This window comes from Vibrio sabulosilitoris (assembly GCF_055391395.1).
This window is the reverse complement of sequence record NZ_AP029599.1, coordinates 3,182,315-3,199,316: the sequence shown is the minus strand read 5'-3', so window position 1 is coordinate 3,199,316 and position 17,002 is coordinate 3,182,315. Positions and strand designations below refer to the sequence as shown.

Annotated in this window: 14 protein-coding genes; 7 read left to right on the top strand and 7 right to left on the bottom strand. The window is 50.9% G+C overall.

The window, feature by feature from the left end; genetic code table 11:
- Position 1: 1 nt before the first annotated feature.
- The 3 genes from ACZ5R2_RS14990 to rdgC all read right to left on the bottom strand — a co-directional run bounded on the left by ACZ5R2_RS14990 (position 2) and on the right by rdgC (position 2,840).
- A complete protein-coding gene (locus ACZ5R2_RS14990) occupies positions 2 to 259 on the bottom strand; it encodes a YfhL family 4Fe-4S dicluster ferredoxin (RefSeq protein ID WP_438460248.1) in 258 nt (85 codons plus the stop codon).
- Position 260: 1 nt separating this feature from the next.
- Positions 261 to 1,658: a prephenate-dependent tRNA uridine(34) hydroxylase TrhP gene (trhP, locus tag ACZ5R2_RS14985; RefSeq protein ID WP_464900128.1), complete on the bottom strand. Its 1,398-nt coding sequence runs from the start codon at positions 1,656 to 1,658 to the stop codon at positions 261 to 263.
- A 267-nt stretch (positions 1,659 to 1,925) separates the two neighbouring features.
- Positions 1,926 to 2,840, bottom strand: a complete 915-nt coding sequence (rdgC, locus tag ACZ5R2_RS14980; RefSeq protein WP_464900127.1) for a recombination-associated protein RdgC — start codon at positions 2,838 to 2,840, stop codon at positions 1,926 to 1,928.
- 295 nt (positions 2,841 to 3,135) lie between these two features.
- Here rdgC and phoB point away from each other — a divergent pair, with 295 nt between their 5' ends.
- The 3 genes from phoB to ACZ5R2_RS14965 are packed head-to-tail and all read left to right on the top strand — an operon-like array spanning position 3,136 to position 6,109.
- Positions 3,136 to 3,825, top strand: a complete 690-nt coding sequence (gene phoB / locus ACZ5R2_RS14975; RefSeq protein WP_438460253.1) for a phosphate regulon transcriptional regulator PhoB — start codon at positions 3,136 to 3,138, stop codon at positions 3,823 to 3,825.
- 18 nt (positions 3,826 to 3,843) lie between these two features.
- A complete protein-coding gene (phoR, locus tag ACZ5R2_RS14970) occupies positions 3,844 to 5,139 on the top strand; it encodes a phosphate regulon sensor histidine kinase PhoR (protein ID WP_438460254.1) in 1,296 nt (431 codons plus the stop codon).
- Between the two features lie 25 nt (positions 5,140 to 5,164).
- Positions 5,165 to 6,109: a PstS family phosphate ABC transporter substrate-binding protein gene (locus ACZ5R2_RS14965; protein ID WP_464902383.1), complete on the top strand. Its 945-nt coding sequence runs from the start codon at positions 5,165 to 5,167 to the stop codon at positions 6,107 to 6,109.
- Positions 6,110 to 6,350: 241 nt separating this feature from the next.
- Here ACZ5R2_RS14965 and ppx read toward each other — a convergent pair whose 3' ends face one another.
- Together ppx and ppk1 are read right to left on the bottom strand one after the other, a co-directional pair.
- Positions 6,351 to 7,877 carry an exopolyphosphatase gene (gene ppx, locus ACZ5R2_RS14960; RefSeq protein ID WP_464900126.1) on the bottom strand — a complete coding sequence of 509 codons (1,527 nt, stop codon included), beginning with the start codon at positions 7,875 to 7,877 and terminating at the stop codon, positions 6,351 to 6,353.
- Positions 7,858 to 9,966, bottom strand: coding sequence for a polyphosphate kinase 1 (ppk1, locus tag ACZ5R2_RS14955; RefSeq protein ID WP_464900125.1), 2,109 nt, complete (start codon positions 9,964 to 9,966; stop codon positions 7,858 to 7,860). Before ppk1 ends, ppx begins: the two co-directional genes overlap by 20 nt.
- 367 nt (positions 9,967 to 10,333) lie before the next feature.
- Between ppk1 and ACZ5R2_RS14950 the strand changes: the two genes are divergently transcribed.
- From ACZ5R2_RS14950 to phoU, 4 genes are read left to right on the top strand one after another with little or no spacing between them, the layout of a single operon-like run.
- The gene (locus ACZ5R2_RS14950) at positions 10,334 to 12,523 is read left to right on the top strand and encodes an ABC transporter permease subunit (RefSeq protein ID WP_464900124.1); all 2,190 of its coding nucleotides are present in this window, start codon (positions 10,334 to 10,336) and stop codon (positions 12,521 to 12,523) included.
- Positions 12,524 to 12,541: 18 nt separating this feature from the next.
- Positions 12,542 to 14,197, top strand: a complete 1,656-nt coding sequence (gene pstA / locus ACZ5R2_RS14945; protein ID WP_464900123.1) for a phosphate ABC transporter permease PstA — start codon at positions 12,542 to 12,544, stop codon at positions 14,195 to 14,197.
- Positions 14,198 to 14,199: 2 nt separating this feature from the next.
- Positions 14,200 to 15,018 (top strand): phosphate ABC transporter ATP-binding protein PstB, encoded by an 819-nt coding sequence (pstB, locus tag ACZ5R2_RS14940; protein WP_464900122.1) that lies wholly within the window; start codon positions 14,200 to 14,202, stop codon positions 15,016 to 15,018.
- Positions 15,019 to 15,047: 29 nt separating this feature from the next.
- Complete coding sequence (phoU, locus tag ACZ5R2_RS14935) at positions 15,048 to 15,758, top strand: phosphate signaling complex protein PhoU (protein WP_464900121.1); 711 nt, start codon at positions 15,048 to 15,050, stop codon at positions 15,756 to 15,758.
- A 23-nt stretch (positions 15,759 to 15,781) separates the two neighbouring features.
- On the opposite strand, the gene ACZ5R2_RS14930 is transcribed toward phoU, so the two are convergent.
- A complete protein-coding gene (locus ACZ5R2_RS14930; protein WP_464900120.1) occupies positions 15,782 to 16,564 on the bottom strand; it encodes a copper homeostasis protein CutC in 783 nt (260 codons plus the stop codon).
- 84 nt (positions 16,565 to 16,648) lie between these two features.
- Positions 16,649 to 16,945: a YebG family protein gene (locus tag ACZ5R2_RS14925; protein ID WP_438460262.1), complete on the bottom strand. Its 297-nt coding sequence runs from the start codon at positions 16,943 to 16,945 to the stop codon at positions 16,649 to 16,651.
- Between the last annotated feature and the right edge of the window lie 57 nt (positions 16,946 to 17,002).

Sequence of the window (17,002 nt, the reverse complement as noted above, 5' to 3'; positions counted from 1 at the left end):
ATTATTCAGCAAGACCTTGGATAATGACGAACTTCTCAAGTAGCTGCTCTTCGGTCTCAACATGGTTGGGATCGGTAATAATGCACTTAGTGATTGGACACACCGACTGACAAGTTGGCTTGTCATAGTGCCCCTTACACTCGGTACACAGCACCGGGTCGATCTCAAAGATCGAGTCGCCCATGGTGATGGCACCGTTCGGGCACTCAGGGTCACACATATCGCAGTTGATGCATTTATCGGTGATCAGCAGTGCCATGTTACTTACCCGTTGGGTTGCGAGTATCCTGACCTGAGTCTAGGTTACGCATCAGCAGGGCAAATTCAAGATCCAAGTCTTCAGGTACTGGGATATAAACAAAGTGACCGTTACCTTTGGCATCGTCAATCACCTCTGATTTGCGGTTTTCCATCGCTTCCAGCGTGAATACCACATTACCTTTTGGTGTCATCAGTTCAAGCGTATCGCCAACCACAAACTTATTCTTCACCTCAACCTCAGCCATCGCGCCGCGACGCTTGCCAGTGAACTCACCAACAAACTGCTGCGCATCAGATACAGAGTAACCGTAGTCATAGTTCTGGTAAGCATCGTGAGTATGACGACGCAAGAAACCTTCAGTATAACCACGGTGTGCAAGGCTCTCTAGGGTGGTCATCAATGACTCATCAAACGGGCGACCAGCCACGGCATCATCGATGGCTTTACGATAAACCTGCGCGGTGCGTGCACAGTAGTAGAATGACTTAGTGCGACCTTCAATCTTCAGCGAGTGTACACCCATTTTCGTCAGGCGCTCGACGTGCTGAATGGCACGCAGGTCTTTAGAGTTCATGATGTAGGTGCCGTGCTCGTCTTCAAACGCTGCCATTTTTTCTTCTGGACGGTGGCTTTCAGACAGTAGGACGACCTCATCGCTTGGTTTGCCACGGCCTATAGTGGTCTCAGGGCGCTCATCGGCAACTTCAATCGTTTGAGCTTCTGGTGTGAATTTCTCAACGATCTGACCAGAGTCACTCTCTGTGCCTTGCTCAACCTTGTACTCCCAGCGGCAAGCATTGGTGCAGGTACCTTGGTTTGGGTCACGCTTGTTGATGTAACCAGAAAGCAGGCAACGACCCGAGTAGGCCATACAGAGCGCGCCGTGGACAAAGACCTCGATCTCAGTCTCTGGACACTCTTTGCGGATCTCTTCGATCTCTTCTAATGACAACTCGCGCGAGACGATCACGCGCTCAACCCCTTGGGTCGCCCAAAACTTAACCGTTGCCCAGTTGACTGCATTAGCCTGAACCGAGAGGTGGATAGGCATCTCAGGGAAGGCCTCACGTACCATCATGATAAGACCTGGGTCTGACATGATCAGCGCGTCTGGACCCATTTCGACCACGGGCTTAAGGTCGCGGATAAAAGTCTTTAGCTTTGAGTTATGTGGTTGGATATTACATACCACATACAGCTTTTTACCCAGCGCATGCGCCTCGTCGATACCAATTTTCAGGTTCTCGTGGTTAAACTCGTTGTTGCGCACACGCAGGCTGTAACGAGGCTGGCCTGCATAGACAGCATCCGCTCCATAGGCAAATGCGTAACGCATGTTCTTAAGGCTACCAGCTGGAGACAAAAGCTCCGGTACAAAAGGGGTTTGAGTTGTCATTGCTTCAATTCTCTAGTTTCTGATCACAAGTCAGGCCGATCCCACCCAATGGGATCCGGGGCGCAAATTTTACGCGAGATAGCGCTAAAAGTATAGCAATTGAAGTGAGCGAACAGGTAAGGGCAATCAGGGCGGGTTGACTCAAGTCCTGAATAATTAGTTCAATACCGATTGGTATGAACTGATATAGAGGCGCTATACAGGGATACGAGAGATAGACAACTCGTACCCCGGAACGAAGTGTAACTCGCGCCTCGCCCCCCTTTTTTAAGCGTTTGGCTGGCTAAGACCACCGAGCGCTTCAAATAGGCTTGGTAGAAACGCGCTGAACTCGCCGCACAGGAGAGAGAAGTCGGCATCAAAGCGTGCCGCTTGATCTTCACGTGGAATATCGTCGTTTTGATCTTTGAGCTCATCAGAGTATTTCAGACGCTTGATGCTGCCGTCCTCGGCTAAGACAAACTCAAGGCGATCCTGCCAGTTAAGTGCCAGCTTAGTCACCATCTTGTCTGATTCGATGTGCGCGCGAATTTCATCTGTAGTCAGCTCTTGTTTCTTACAACGGATAATACCGCCTTCTTCCAACACCGACTTAAGCTCAGCCTCGTCGAGCATCTGCCAGCCCGCTGGGGTGTCGCCACTTTTAATCCACTCAGTGAGGGTGTTTTCGATGGGTTTTTCAGGCAGCGCTGGAACAACAGGTAGGCTACCCATGGTTTTACGCAGTAGGGCTAACACATCTTCCGCTTTCTTGCTGCTGCCTGCATCGACCAGAACAAAACCTTCTTTGGGCATGATCAGCACGTAGGTAAGGGCACTGCGGCTAAAGGCACGTGGCAGCAGATCCATGATGATGTCATCTTTCAGGTTGTCCTTCTCTTTTTTATTGAGAGGACGACCTTCCTGCGCTTCTTGTGCATCGACTTTGGCCGCAAGCGAGTCTTTGATCACTGAGGCAGGCAACATCTTTTCTTCTTTCTTGGCGCAGATCAGGATGCGGTTCTCAGAAACGTGAGTCATCATGTCGCCATGTTTGCCCAGCGCGTGTACCCAGCCGAATTTCTGTTTGTCTTGGCTTCCACACGGGGTGAAGCGGAACTCTTGAAGTTGTTGTTCTAACTGTTCAGCGTTAAAGGTAATGTCACGGTTAAAACGATAAGCAAGGCAGTTTTTAAACCACATAGTTGTTCTCAGTCTCTGAAATGGGGCTCCAATAATAGGGCTTTTATGTCGCTTTGTCCTAGTAGATTTGTGAAAAACGGGTCAGGTATACAGTATGCTCTTAAGTGCAATTCGGGTCATTTCATGACATTGGTTCAAACACTTAGCTGAGACGATGGCATAGATGAACTTGCAGAGACAGTTATATTAAAATTTGTTTGCAAGGGTCACAAAAGTGTCATAATGAATGGTAATAATGCTCACAGTTGCAGGGTGTTTCACCCTAGAAATAATTCAGTTATAAGGTTATTCAAACATGTCTAGAAGGATCCTGGTGGTTGAGGATGAAGCTCCAATTCGCGAGATGTTGTGCTTCGTACTTGAACAGAAAGGCTATCAAGCTGTTGAAGCGGAAGATTACGATACCGCAGTGGACAAATTGGCTGAACCGTACCCTGATCTTGTCTTGTTAGATTGGATGCTCCCTGGTGGCAGCGGTATCAACTTTATCAAGCACATGAAGCGTGAAGAGTTGACGCGCAACATTCCGGTGGTGATGCTAACCGCACGTGGTGAAGAAGAAGATAAAGTGCGCGGCCTTGAAGTCGGCGCTGATGACTACATCACCAAGCCATTCTCACCAAAAGAGCTGGTGGCACGCCTTAAAGCGGTGATCCGCCGCGTTACGCCAACCGCACTTGAAGAAGTGATTGACGTGCAAGGTCTTAAGCTAGACCCAGTTTCTCACCGCGTGACCTCGGGTGAAGATCCTATCGACATGGGCCCAACTGAGTTTAAGATGCTGCATTTCTTTATGACGCACCAAGAGCGCGTATACAGCCGTGAACAGCTGCTGAACAACGTCTGGGGCACCAACGTTTACGTGGAAGACCGTACGGTGGATGTGCACATTCGTCGCCTGCGTAAGGCGCTTGAGACTGCAGGTCACGATAAGCTGATCCAAACTGTTCGAGGCGCGGGCTACCGTTTCTCAACAAAAGCGTAAACACACTTGGAGACATAAGTGGTAGAACGTTTGACGTGGAAGAAGCTGGCATGGGTGCTGGCTTTTTTTTATAGCCCGTGGGTGATCCTCGGGGCAATCTTTGGTTATATGCCGTGGCTGCTGTTTTTGGCAACCGCGGTTTTGTTGCTTTGGAATCTAAACAATCTGGTGCGCTTCTCGGCGTGGCTCTATGATGATAAGCGCCTGACACCACCGGCGGGCTCTGGCCCTTGGGAAGGGGTGTTCAACGGTGTGTACCGCATGCAGCAGCGCACGCGTCGCAAGCGCAAAGAGCTGACCAATCTGATCCGCCGTTTCCGTAACGGTGCCGAGTCGCTGCCCGATGCGGTAGTGGTGTTTCGTGGCGAAGGGAATATTGTTTGGTGTAACAAGTTAGCTCAGCACCTGCTCGGTTTTCGCTGGCCTGATGATACTGGGCAACCGATAACTAATTTGATCCGTACCCCGGACTTTATCAAGTACCTTAATAAGGGCAACTTCTCTGAGCCTTTAGAGATGCGCTCACCACTAAATGTTGAGCGGATCCTCGAGCTGCGTATCGTGCCTTACACCGAGGGTGAACTTTTGATGGTTGTGCGTGATGTCAGCCAGATCAAGCAGCTTGAGGGTATGCGCCGCAACTTCTTTGCCAATGTTTCGCATGAGCTGCGCACGCCAATGACGGTGCTTCAGGGTTACCTTGAGATGACGGCTGATCCTGACATGGTTGTGGGACCAATGTGGCCTAAGGCGCATGGTGTGATGACCGAGCAGCTTAGCCGCATGAATAGCCTGGTTGAGCAATTGCTGACGCTGTCTAAGATTGAGGCCTCTAGCCATGTTGAGCTCGATGAGGTGGTTGATGTGCCTAGTATGCTTGAGGTGCTGGAGAAAGAGGCGATCAGTCTCAGTGGCAATCGCGAGCACAAGCTGCATTTCAATGTCGACACGGCACTCAAAGTGTTTGGCGACAATGATCAGCTACGCAGCGCGATCTCAAACCTAGTTTACAACGCGGTGAAGTACACGCCAGATGGCAGTGAGATCCATGTCAGCTGGTATAAGGACAGTCAAGGTGCGCACCTAAGCGTGCGTGATACCGGCGATGGTATCGAGCCGCAGCACCTGCACCGCTTGACGGAGCGATTCTATCGTGTCGATAAGGCACGCTCCCGAGATACCGGCGGCAGTGGCTTGGGATTGGCGATTGTTAAGCACGCGCTTAATCACCACGACTCACACCTTACTATCCAAAGCGAGGTCGGCGAGGGCAGTGAGTTTGCATTTACCCTTCCGGTGCGTCTCATTGCGTAGTCGAAGCGTTCTATCCATCCCAACTATTCTGGTGGCGCTCAGCGCCACCTTTTGCACTCCTGTAAGCTTGGCTAAGCCCAAGCTGGTGGAGTACCAGAAAGAGAGGGTGATCTCTGGCAGTTTAATCTCTGTCGGCTCGGACACCCTAGCCGGAATGACGACCTTATGGGCCGAGGAGTTCGGTCGCCTGTATCCGGGCGCCAATATCCAGATCCAGGCCTCTGGCTCATCAACTGCACCTCCAGCCCTGATTGAGGGCACGGCGCAAATCGGACCGATGAGCCGAGTGATGCGCACGCGCGAGGTCGAGTCGTTTATTCGCGAACATGGCTATCCACCGACTAAGCTGCGTGTGGCGATTGATGCGATTGGTATCTTTGTTCATCAAGATAACCCAGTTCAGGGCCTGAACTTTGCTCAGCTCGACAGCATTTTCTCGGTGACTCTCCGCTGTGGCTCAGTCAGCCAAGTTCAGCGCTGGTCTGAGTTGGGACTTAATTATCGCTGGGCAGAGCGACACATGCAGCTGTTTGGCCGAAACTCCGTCTCCGGCACCTATGGTTACTTTAAAGCCAATGCCTTGTGCGGTGGTGACTTTAAGGCCAATGTTAACGAGCAGCCCAGCTCTTCATCGGTCGTACAGTCGGTCAGCTCGTCAATCTCCAGCATCGGCTACTCCGGAATTGGCTATCAAGTGTCTGGCGCCCGTTTAGTGCCTGTCGCGGCGAAAGGGAACGACTATATTGCCCCAACGCACGATAATATTCTCTCGGGTCAGTACCCGTTATCGCGTTTCTTGTATATCTACGTCAACAAGCACCCCGAAAAGCCCCTGCGCGCAATAGAGCAGGAGTTCCTGCGCTTTATCTTCTCCCACAACGGCCAAGCGCTGGTTGAAGAGGATGGTTATCTGTCGGTAGGCGGGGAGATTGCTCAGCAGGAGTTGGAGAAGGTCGGCTTACGCTTGTAGAGTCGAGAGGCGAGATCGTTTCACTGCGAGAACGCTTCGCTCGAGGTGGTGAAGCACTTGACAGCGTCGGCAGAGGTTGGAAAATTTTCTCGCCTCTCGCCTCTCGCCTCTCGCCTCTCGCCTCTCGCCTCTCGCCTCTCGCCTCTCGCCTCTCGCCTCTCGCCTCTCGCCTCTCGCCTCTCGCCTCTCGCCTCTCGCCTCTCGCCTCTCGCCTCTCGCCTCTCGCCTCTCGCCTCTGAATTCAAGCGTTAGCGTCGAATTCCAATTGCCACTCCACCGAAGCCCAATAACCTTGCTCTGTGAGCAAATCGGCATGAAGCAGTTTGTTGGTTTCTAGCCAGTTGGGGTCGTCGCAGCTTAGCGTCCATTCATCGCCATCGGCTTTGAGGGTGAGCTCAGGTAGCGGACCTTCGTTGCGTTGACCGTTGAGTACGGCGGCTAGGCGTAGCAGGCGGATCAAGATGATGATGTGCTTGCGTTTAAATAGGGTGAACGACTCCATCTCATTGAGCTTAAGCGCCTTGCGCTGGAAACGGGCCAGGGTTGAGAGGACGCGCTGTTGCTCTTGGTTAAAGCCGGGCATATTGGTGTGGCGCAGGATATAGGCCGAGTGGCGATGGAAACCTTGGAGACTGATACTCAGTCCAACCTCGTGCAGTAGCGCGGCCCAGCGCAGCATATCCACCAGCTCACCTTTTTTACTGACTCCAGAGTCACCATTGACTTGCTTGAGCAGTTGCATCGCGGTTTGGCTAACGGCTTCTGCATGGTCAAAGTCGACGCGGTGTTTCTTGGCTAGGCTTTCGGTGGTGCGCATACGGATATCTGAGCGCTTAAACCGCTCCTCCATCTCGTAGAGTAGCCCCTCACGCAGCGCCGCCTCAGAGAAGTGCAGGGTTTCGATATCTAGATCTTTGACGATCGCATGCAAGATCGCTACACCCGCGGCAAACACCGGCTTGCGCTCAGGATTAAGACCATTGAGGTCTATGTCCTCAACCTTATCCCACTGGCACAAGGTGTCGATGAGCTTGTCGAGGCGTTTGAGCGTGATGCGACCATCCACATAACCAAGCTCGATTAATACCTCTCTGACCGCCTTGATGGTTCCCGACGAGCCCAGAGCAATGTTCCAACCGTGTTTGCGATACTTACGTGAGATAGGCTCGAGTCGCTGCTGTGCGGCGATCGACGCCTTAGCAAAATTCTTTTTCGATAGCTTGCCATTGGCAAAGTAGGCATTGTTAAAGCTCACGCAACCCATCTGCGTGCTGTTAACCAGCTGAGGTTCAAACTCAGTACCGATAATAAGCTCAGTACTTCCCCCACCAATATCAATCACCAGCTTGGTGTCTGATTCAATCTGGGTGTGGGCAACGCCCATATAGATTAGGCGTGCCTCTTCTTCACCAGGAATGATCTCGATCGGGTAGGGCAACACTTGGCGCGCTCGCTCAATAAAAATATGCGCGTTAGCGGCTTGGCGCAGGGTATGCGTGGCGGCAATTCGGACATTTTTCGCCTCAAAGCCCTCAAGGCGTTCCGCAAACATGGCAAGACACTCGAGACCACGCTCCATCGAGGCGTGGTCGAGGTTTTTGTGACTATCAAGGCCGTTAGCCAGACGCACCCGTTGCTTGTGGCGGCTGACAAGTTGCAGATCCTGGTCGACGACTTTCGCCACGACCATGTGGAAACTGTTGGAGCCCAAATCGATGGCCGCGATATCGCGGCCAGGGGGCGGAGTATTAGATTGGTTTTGACTCATGCGCTTGTGACAGACTCTGCTGCTTCTTTCTCGTTTGTTTCTCGACCTGTTTAAGGTAGTCGTATATCGCTAATTGTGAACGAACTTTCTTGCGATTACCACGAGCAACGTAACTGTTTGTCATTTCTTTATCGATAACACGCGCTTTTACGGTATCAGTAAAGTGGATGTCAATGATGTCAATAATACGTTGTTTTAGCTCAGGATCTTTAACCGGTGCCGCCACCTCAATCCGGTGATCAATATTGCGCGTCATCCAGTCCGCCGATGAGATATACACTTGAGGATCGCCGTCATTTTCAGTGATGATCACGCGCGGATGCTCAAGGAAGCGGTCAACGATGCTGATGATTTTGATGTTGTCACTGATGCCCTCAACCCCTGGCACCAAAGAGCACATGCCGCGAATGATCATCTTGATCTCAACGCCGGCATTGCTTGCGCCATACAGCTTATTCACCAGACCTTTGTCTACTAAGTTGTTGACTTTAAGAGTTATGCCTGCTTTTTTGCCGGCTTTGGCATTGGCAATCTCTCCATCAATTAAGCGATACAGTTGCTTACGAGAGTTACGCGGTGAAACGATCAGTTGGTTGAATTTCACTGGGCGGTAAGGGTTTTGAATATAGTCAAACACATTACGCACCTCATTGGTGATTTCGGCATCAGCGGTCAAAAGAGAAAAGTCGGTATAGATACGCGCGGTTTTCTCGTGGAAGTTACCGGTGCCGATATGCGCGTAGCGGACAATCTCATTGTCTTCGCGACGGCTGATGAGCAGCAGTTTTGAGTGGATTTTCAGGCCCGGTGCACCAAACACAACCCGCACGCCAGCATCGGTCAGGACTTTTGCCCACTCGATATTGGCCTCTTCATCGAAGCGCGCCTGAAGCTCAACCACCACGGTTACCTGTTTGCCATTGTGCACCGCATCAATCAGCGAGTGCATCAGGCGTGAGTCTTTGGCCACGCGGTAGATGTTGATTTTGATGCTTCGCACTTTAGGGTCGAACGAGGACTGACGCACCAACTCTGTGATGTGATCAAAGGTGTGATACGGGTAGTAGAGCAAGATATCCTTGGCGCGAATAGCGTCAAAGGCGTTCTTGTGGCCCTCAAAGTCTGCACAGGTCATTGGTGGTAGTGGCTTATTCTCGAGATAATCACGACCAACATTAGGGAAGCCAATAAAATCTTTAAAGTTGTGGTAACGGCCGCCAGCAATTAGGCTGTCATAGTTTGAGATTTGTAGCTTATCGCGCAGCATTTCAAGCATATCTTGCGGCATGGTGCGCTCGTATACAAAGCGTACCGGCATGGCGCTGAGGCGCTGATCGATACCCTCTGACATCTGCTCAAGCAGGCTATGCTCGACCTCATTGCTCAGGTCATATTCAGCGTCACGGGTCATTTTCATCGAGTGGCCCTGAAGCTCGTCATACTCAACAAAGCCATCAAACAGCTCATCGAGACAGTAGCGGATAATATTATCGAGCAGAATAATCGTCTTACGGCGTTTGCCCTTCTGCTCTGGTACCATCACAAAGCGCGGCAATTGATCGGTTGGGATTTCAATCAGGGCGTACTGACGCTCGTCACCTTTTTTGAGCTCGACTGAGATATAGGCATATTCATCTTTGAGAAACTGAATCAAATCAGTGTCTTTGGTGATGAACTGCGGGCAGATATGTGGCTGAACCTCTTTTTTAAAGTACTTCTTAATCCACTTTTGCTGCGATTCAGTCAGCTGGTTTTCATTAACCAAGAAGATCCGGCGACGGGCCATCTCAAGGATCAGCTCGTTATACAGCTCATCAAACTCTTGGTTGAGCTTGAGTGCTTTCGATTGCATCTTGGACAGTAGGTGCTTGGAGTTATCGTCTTTGCCCTGCTCTTGAGCAATGATGATACGACGCTTCACATCAGAAAAGCGCACTTTATAAAATTCATCTAGGTTATTAGAGAAGATACCAAGAAAGCGGATGCGTTCGATAAGGGGGACGGTTTTATCTTTCGCTTCTTGCAACACGCGCTCGTTAAACGATAACCAACTTAGCTCTTTTTCACTGTATAGTTTTTCTGCGCTCATGCTGCTCCTTCCCATTTTGATAGCGTTAAAACTGATAACGAACACCAAGGCAATTTGTTGGACTTAACCTTCAAGAGAGACTTGGCTATAGATGGCGACTGTATGGTTTTTTTATGACAGTTATATTTCAAAGTGTGCGATAAATAGCATTTGAGTTAAAATCTCGTATTAAATATAGATTAAATAGAGTTTTCTATAGCGTGCAATACTGTGATCTCGAGCTTAAATATCTAATTTATATTGATTTTTTATTGGTTTTTTCTGTATTTGGCGTGATTGTTGTAATTAGGTGTTTAGTGACCGATGTCATATTAGTGTCACTTAAATGACATAGTCTTACGGGTTGATATTGAGTTAGGTAGAAGAGATGGCAAAAGCAAACTTTTTTTTGCGTGAGCGCGACACTAAACGAGTGATCAAAGATCGCTTGTTTCGCGCGGCCGTCTCGACTGGAGGTAATCTGGTGCTTGGAGCACTGGTCCTGATTTTTGTTTACCTCGGTATCGTGGTTTTTCCGCTCTTCTCTAATGCTGACATCCGCACCGGATACAGTAAGCAAGCACTAAATCCGGTGACACCCGTGTCGATGGGAATTGACGACCAGGGGCAACAAGTCTATCTCGTCACCGAGCAGGGTGAACTAGAGTTTTGGTTGCTGAATCGCTCAGCCACCCAGCCCGCAAAAAACTTTACTGTGTTTGAAGCGCCCAGCATGCTCGCCACTCAACAAGGCGGTAGCGACTGGCACGCTGTGGCAAACGATAAGGGCCAGATCTCGCTGTTTCAGCCCAAGTTTGCCACCAGTGTACCGATGCGTGATCAGGCTCCCGAGGTCAGTGTTGAACGAATCTCTCCAACTCGCGGTCTTGAGCTCGGCCAACTGTCACTGAGAGATTTTCACTTTGGCTACCATCGTGACCAACTTGCGTTGATTGGGCTTCTGTCTGATGGCAGCTTGCTGCTTCGTTGGGGGGATGTGGATGAGATGGGATACCAGCAAGTGATTGCTGCGCAATTTCATAACGCTGAGCAACTATTGATTACCCCTGATGGCCAAAGGGCCTATGTGCGCAGCCGCTCTGAGTTGGTGGTGCTTAGTCGAGTCGGGAACCATTACTCGGTGACCGATGTGGTTGATCTTAGTCAGAGTAATCCGGCTCACGGTGCCAGTGATATGACCTTCTTGGCAGGCGCTCATTCATTGTTAGTATCACATCAAAACGGGATTGTCTCACAGTGGTTTGAAGTCGTGGAGAATCAACGTCGCAAGCTAGCACGGATCCGTGAATTCAAGCTGGCATCAGAGGTGGAGTTACTGCTTCCAGATACCAATCGTAAAGGTTTTTACAGTTTTTATCCTAATGGCACCTTGCAAAGCCACCATACGACCAGTGAGAAGCTGGTTATGTTTGAGCGCGCCTACCCAACCGCCCCCGAGATGGTGGTAATGTCGAACAATGAGCAATTTGTTCTGGCGTATCGTAATCACTTCTTGGATATTGCCCGAGTGAAGAATCCACATCCGGAGATCTCATTTAGCTCGATGTGGAATACGGTCTGGTACGAGAGTTACCCAGAGCCGGCTTATGTGTGGCAAACCACCGCTTCATCAGATACGTTTGAACCTAAATTCAGTCTCTCTCCGATTGTGTTCGGTACGATTAAGGCGGCGACATTTGCCATGTTGTTCGCCGTGCCCATTGCAGTGCTGGGGGCTATTTACACCGCTTACTTTATGTCGCCTCAGATGCGCCAGGTCGTTAAGCCTTCCGTTGAGTTGATGGAAGCTTTTCCTACGGTGATTATTGGCTTCTTGGCAGGCTTGTGGTTTGCCCCCATCGTTGAGACCTACTTGCCATCGATCGTGATTTTGCTCTTGCTGTTGCCCTTTTCGACCATCTTTGTTGGTGGTCTGTGGCACTGCCTGCCTCACCGCTGGCGACAAAAAACGCCGCGCGGCTGGCATGCCATGATCTTAATGCCCGCCTTGGTGGTGATAGTGCTGGGCTTGATGCAGATTAGCGGTGATATCGAGCGTTTACTGTTTGACGGTGACGTGCGTCGCACCTTGGCAGACCATGGGATCAGCTATGATCAGCGCAATGCATTAGTCGTCGGTATTGCAATGGGATTTGCCGTGATCCCAACGATATTTACCATCGCCGAAGATGCGATTTTTTCGGTGCCCAAGCACTTGTCTGATGGCTCCTTAGCGCTCGGTGCGACCCCGTGGCAAACCCTAATTTACACTGTGCTTTTGACTGCCAGTCCCGGTATCTTTTCTGCAGTGATGATGGGACTGGGCCGAGCTGTCGGTGAGACGATGATTGTGCTGATGGCAACGGGGAACACACCGGTGATGGACTGGAACCTTTTTGAGGGTATGAAAACCCTTTCCGCCACGATAGCGGTTGAGATGCCAGAGTCCGATGTAGGTAGCTCCCATTATCGTGTTCTGTTCTTTATCGCCTTATTACTGTTGGCATTTACTTTTGCCGTGAATTCGTTGGCTGAGTGGGTGCGCCTACGCCTGCGAGAAAAATACCGCGCCCTGTGATCCAGTTGAGAATTGAGCATGAAACGAATATTAAATTGGATTAAATCAGGTGCACCGTGGATTTGGCTAACCGGTGGTGCGGTGAGCGTCAGCCTGCTTGCAACCCTTGGCCTACTGCTGTTAATTGGCTGGAAGGGGCTGGCCTACTTTTGGCCAGCCCAATTGCACATGTGGCAAACTCAAGATGGCCGACAAATTGTCGGCCAGCTGTACGCCGATGAAAAAGTGCCGGTGAGCTATCTGCAAGAGATGCTGCCAGAAATACCTGATGCAATCAAAGAAACTGGCTTGGTGCGCCGCTTGAGCATCAAGGTGGCTAATCGCGACCTTTATGGCTCTGATTTTATCAGCTTTCTCGAGACCGAGCTGGTTGAAACCAGCCTTCCCGAGGATTGGGCAGTGATAGAGCGAAGTCGTAATGGTGACTTCTTCGGGCGGCCTGTGGCCTACAGGCGCGCTGATGGCAGCCTGATCGACACCCCATTACAAGAGCTGTCGGATGGACTTGAGTATGCCACTGACCTGCGCGAGGAAATCGAACGGATACTGGCTAGCGAGATCCGACCGATCAGCCGAGAAATGGAACGCTTGCAGCGTGAGCATCGCCGTCGTGCCCTCAATCGAGATCTCACGCCGGATTATCGGCAGCAACACAGCGGTGAGTATCAACGCCTTAACCTGAGCCTGATTGAGGCGGAGGGGAAATTGGATGATTTGCGTGAGGTGCTTGAGCGTGAGGCATTGATTGTCGAGGATATGTTTGCCACCCAGGTTGAAATCCCGCTCAGTCAGATTTACGCGGTTTGGTTTCCAAACCAAATGAGCAGCGGTGAGAAACTGGTGCATTGGTTTGGTGAGGTGGGAAAATTTGTCTCACAAAACCCGCGCGAATCGAACTCTGAGGGTGGGGTATTTCCGGCCATTTTTGGTACTGTGCTTTTGGTGATGATCATGGCGATTGTGGTGATGCCACTTGGCGTGATCGCCGCCATCTATTTGCATGAATATGCCGAGGACAACTGGCTTACCAGAGCGACTCGTGTGGCAGTGATCAACCTGGCAGGGGTGCCATCGATTGTGTATGGGGTGTTTGGCTTAGGCTTTTTTGTTTATACCTTGGGCGGCAGTATTGATAGCTTGTTGTTCTCCGATCGCTTGCCGTCCCCAACCTTTGGCACGCCCGGGCTACTATGGTCTTCATTGACCTTAGCGGTGTTGACGCTGCCGGTGGTGATTGTCGCCACTGAAGAGGGGCTGTCAAGAATTCCCAAGTCGGTGCGCGATGGCTCGTTTGCGCTCGGCGCTACCCAGTCAGAAACCTTGATGCGCATTGTGCTGCCAATGGCAAGCCCAGCGATGATCACTGGGCTTATCCTTGCCGTGGCCCGCGCGGCTGGCGAGGTGGCACCGCTAATGTTAGTTGGGGTGGTTAAACTGGCTTCGAGCCTACCTGTGGATGGTGAATTTCCATACCTACACCTAGATAGAAAGTTTATGCACCTTGGCTTTCACATCTATGATTTAGGTTTTCAGACCAGCAATATTGAAGCCGCAAGACCCTTGGTGTTTGCTACCTCATTCCTGTTGGTTTTAGTGATTGTGGTGCTAAACCTAACCGCGATTCGAATTCGCAATAATTTGCGAGAGTACTACCGAACTTTAGGGCAAGATTAACCATGTTTTCAGTCAGTCAAGCGCTTGGCTATGCGCCGCCACTCGATGTCCACAACCTCTCTGATGAGCAAACAGCCATTGCGATTGAAGGTCTCAATCTTCACTACAAGAATTTTAAGGCGCTGGATGACATCTCAATGCGCATCCCTAAGGGACAGGTGACGGCTTTCATTGGGCCGTCGGGCTGTGGAAAGTCGACTTTGCTGCGCTGTATTAACCGGATGAATGATCTGGTTGATGGCTGTACGGTTGAGGGGCAAGTGCGTCTGCATGGCAAGAATGTATACGAGGCGGATGTCGATGTGCCCACTCTGCGTCGCCGAGTCGGGATGGTTTTTCAAAGACCAAACCCGTTCCCAAAATCGATTTACGAGAATGTGGTGTATGGTTTGCGTCTGCAAGGGATCCGTGACAGTCGGGTGCTGGATGATGCGGTTGAGCGCTCACTGCGTTCGGCGGCCTTATGGGATGAAGTTAAACATCGCCTAGACGACAGCGCCTTTGGCCTATCTGGCGGACAGCAGCAACGCTTGGTGATTGCTCGCGCTATCGCGATTGAGCCAGAGGTGCTGCTACTGGATGAGCCAACCTCGGCCCTTGACCCGATCTCGACTTTGACGATTGAGGAGCTGATCAGCGACCTTAAGAATCAATACACGGTGGTGATTGTTACCCACAATATGCAGCAGGCAGCGCGTGTCAGCGACCATACTGCCTTTATTCATATGGGGAATTTGGTCGAGTACTCTGACACCGACTCGATCTTTACTTCACCCGTCAAAAAACAGACCGAAGACTACATCACCGGTCGCTATGGCTAATTCACTAATTTAAGGAAGCGTTACCCAAGATGAACTTTGGTCGCCATATCTCTGGACAGTTTAATGTTGAGCTTGAATCGATCCGTACCCATGTACTGGCGATGGGAGGCTTGGTGGAGCAGCAGCTGTCTTTTGCGCTGCAAGCCTTGAACAAAGAGGATATCGAGCTTGGACGCAAGGTGGTCAAAGACGATCACAAGGTCAACACAATGGAGATGTCGATTGATGAGGCATGTACGCGTATCATTGCCAAGCGTCAGCCGACGGCCAAGGACTTACGCTTGATCATGGCGATCATCAAGACCATTAGTGATCTAGAGCGGATCGGGGATGTCGCGACTAAGATCGCCTATGTTGCGATTGAGACTCCCTCATCAAAGGGGCGTAAATTTCACGTTTCTCTCGAGCCTTTGTGCCGCTTAGCCATCGACATGCTTCACCAGGCTTTGGATGCGTTTGCCCGCATGGATGTTGAGTCTGCCGCTCAGGTGCACAAGCTAGACGACCAGGTTGATGCAGAGTGCCGCGCCGTATGCGACCAACTGACTCAGATGATGATGCAGCATCCGCAAGACATTCCGGCCTTGTTGCAGATTATGGATTCAGCGCGAGCCATCGAGCGGGTGGGGGATCGCTGTCAGAACATCTGTGAATACATCGTCTACTTTGTGCTGGGTAAGGATGTGCGCCACTTGGCTGATGATGATCTGGGCCGAGCACTGAATGATATCGATAGTTGATAGCTTATATCTGATTGCGCTCGCTATCGACTTGCGAGCGCCGCTTTAACTGCATTAATTGCGCTTGAATTGGTCACCAGCAGCGAAAAATCATCAACATCCTGCGCGCCCATTTTTGCTTGGCTGGCGACAAAACGCATCTGACTGGCACGCAGGGTTTTCCCCGATAGGTGCACCGCATCAACGCCAGTATAGTTAACCAGCTCTGCTACATTATCGCGATTAACCCCGGCGCCTGCCAGCACCTGAATCCGCCCATTGGCCTGGCTCACCAAGTCCTTGAGCACCTCTTTACCACTCAAGGCATTGCTCGCTTGCCCCGAGGTTAACACTCGCTCGCAACCGAGCTCGACTAGCTGCTCAAGCGCAACCTTTGCATCACAACACTGGTCAATCGCACGATGAAAAGTCACGTTAAGCTCAAGGCGGTGCGCTTGGCCAACTAGGGCTTTCATTGCGCGCAGATTTATCGAGCCATCGGTGGATAAAACCCCAGTAACAATGCCCTGTGCCCCCGCGCTCGCCGCCGCCTCGATATCCATCATCATCAGCGCAATATCCTCCTCCGTGTAGAGAAAGTCCCCCTGGCGTGGGCGGATCATCATATAGATAGGCACACTGCTGAGCCTGACTGCTTGGCGCATTAGGCCAAAGCTTGGCGTGAGGCCACCCAGGGCGAGTGATGAGCACAGCTCGATGCGCGTGGCTCCGCCAAGGATGGCGTATCTGAGAGATTCAATATGATCAATGCACACCTCAATCTCTATCGGAGGGAGGGTACATGGGGTGTTAGTGGGCTGCGACATTAAGCGTTACCATAGTAGATAAAAAAAGAGCATGGCGGATGGCCATGCTCTCATCGTTGTGATCCCCAAAACGTGATAGCCGTATTAGGCCGCGTCTTCTGTTTTGGTCTCTTCTACCGCTTCAACGGCTTTGGCTTTCTTCGGTGCAGGCTTGCGCTTGGCACCCAGTGCGTAAAGCACCTCTTCTTTGTTCTGGGCTAGGAACATGGCAAGATCTTCTTGGGTATTTTCGTCTTGCATTAGTTCACTCTTACCAAGTAGCTCGAACAGCTCATCGGCCATATCAAGCATTTTGTCATAAGCGTCCGCTTCGGCTTTAGAGGCAAAAGTCATCTTTTCTTCTCCGTTGCGTTCCACCACGTACTTCACGATTACAGCCATGGTCAATCCTCAAATCTGATCTGTCAAAATAACTGGCTTTTTATACAGTTTTTAACC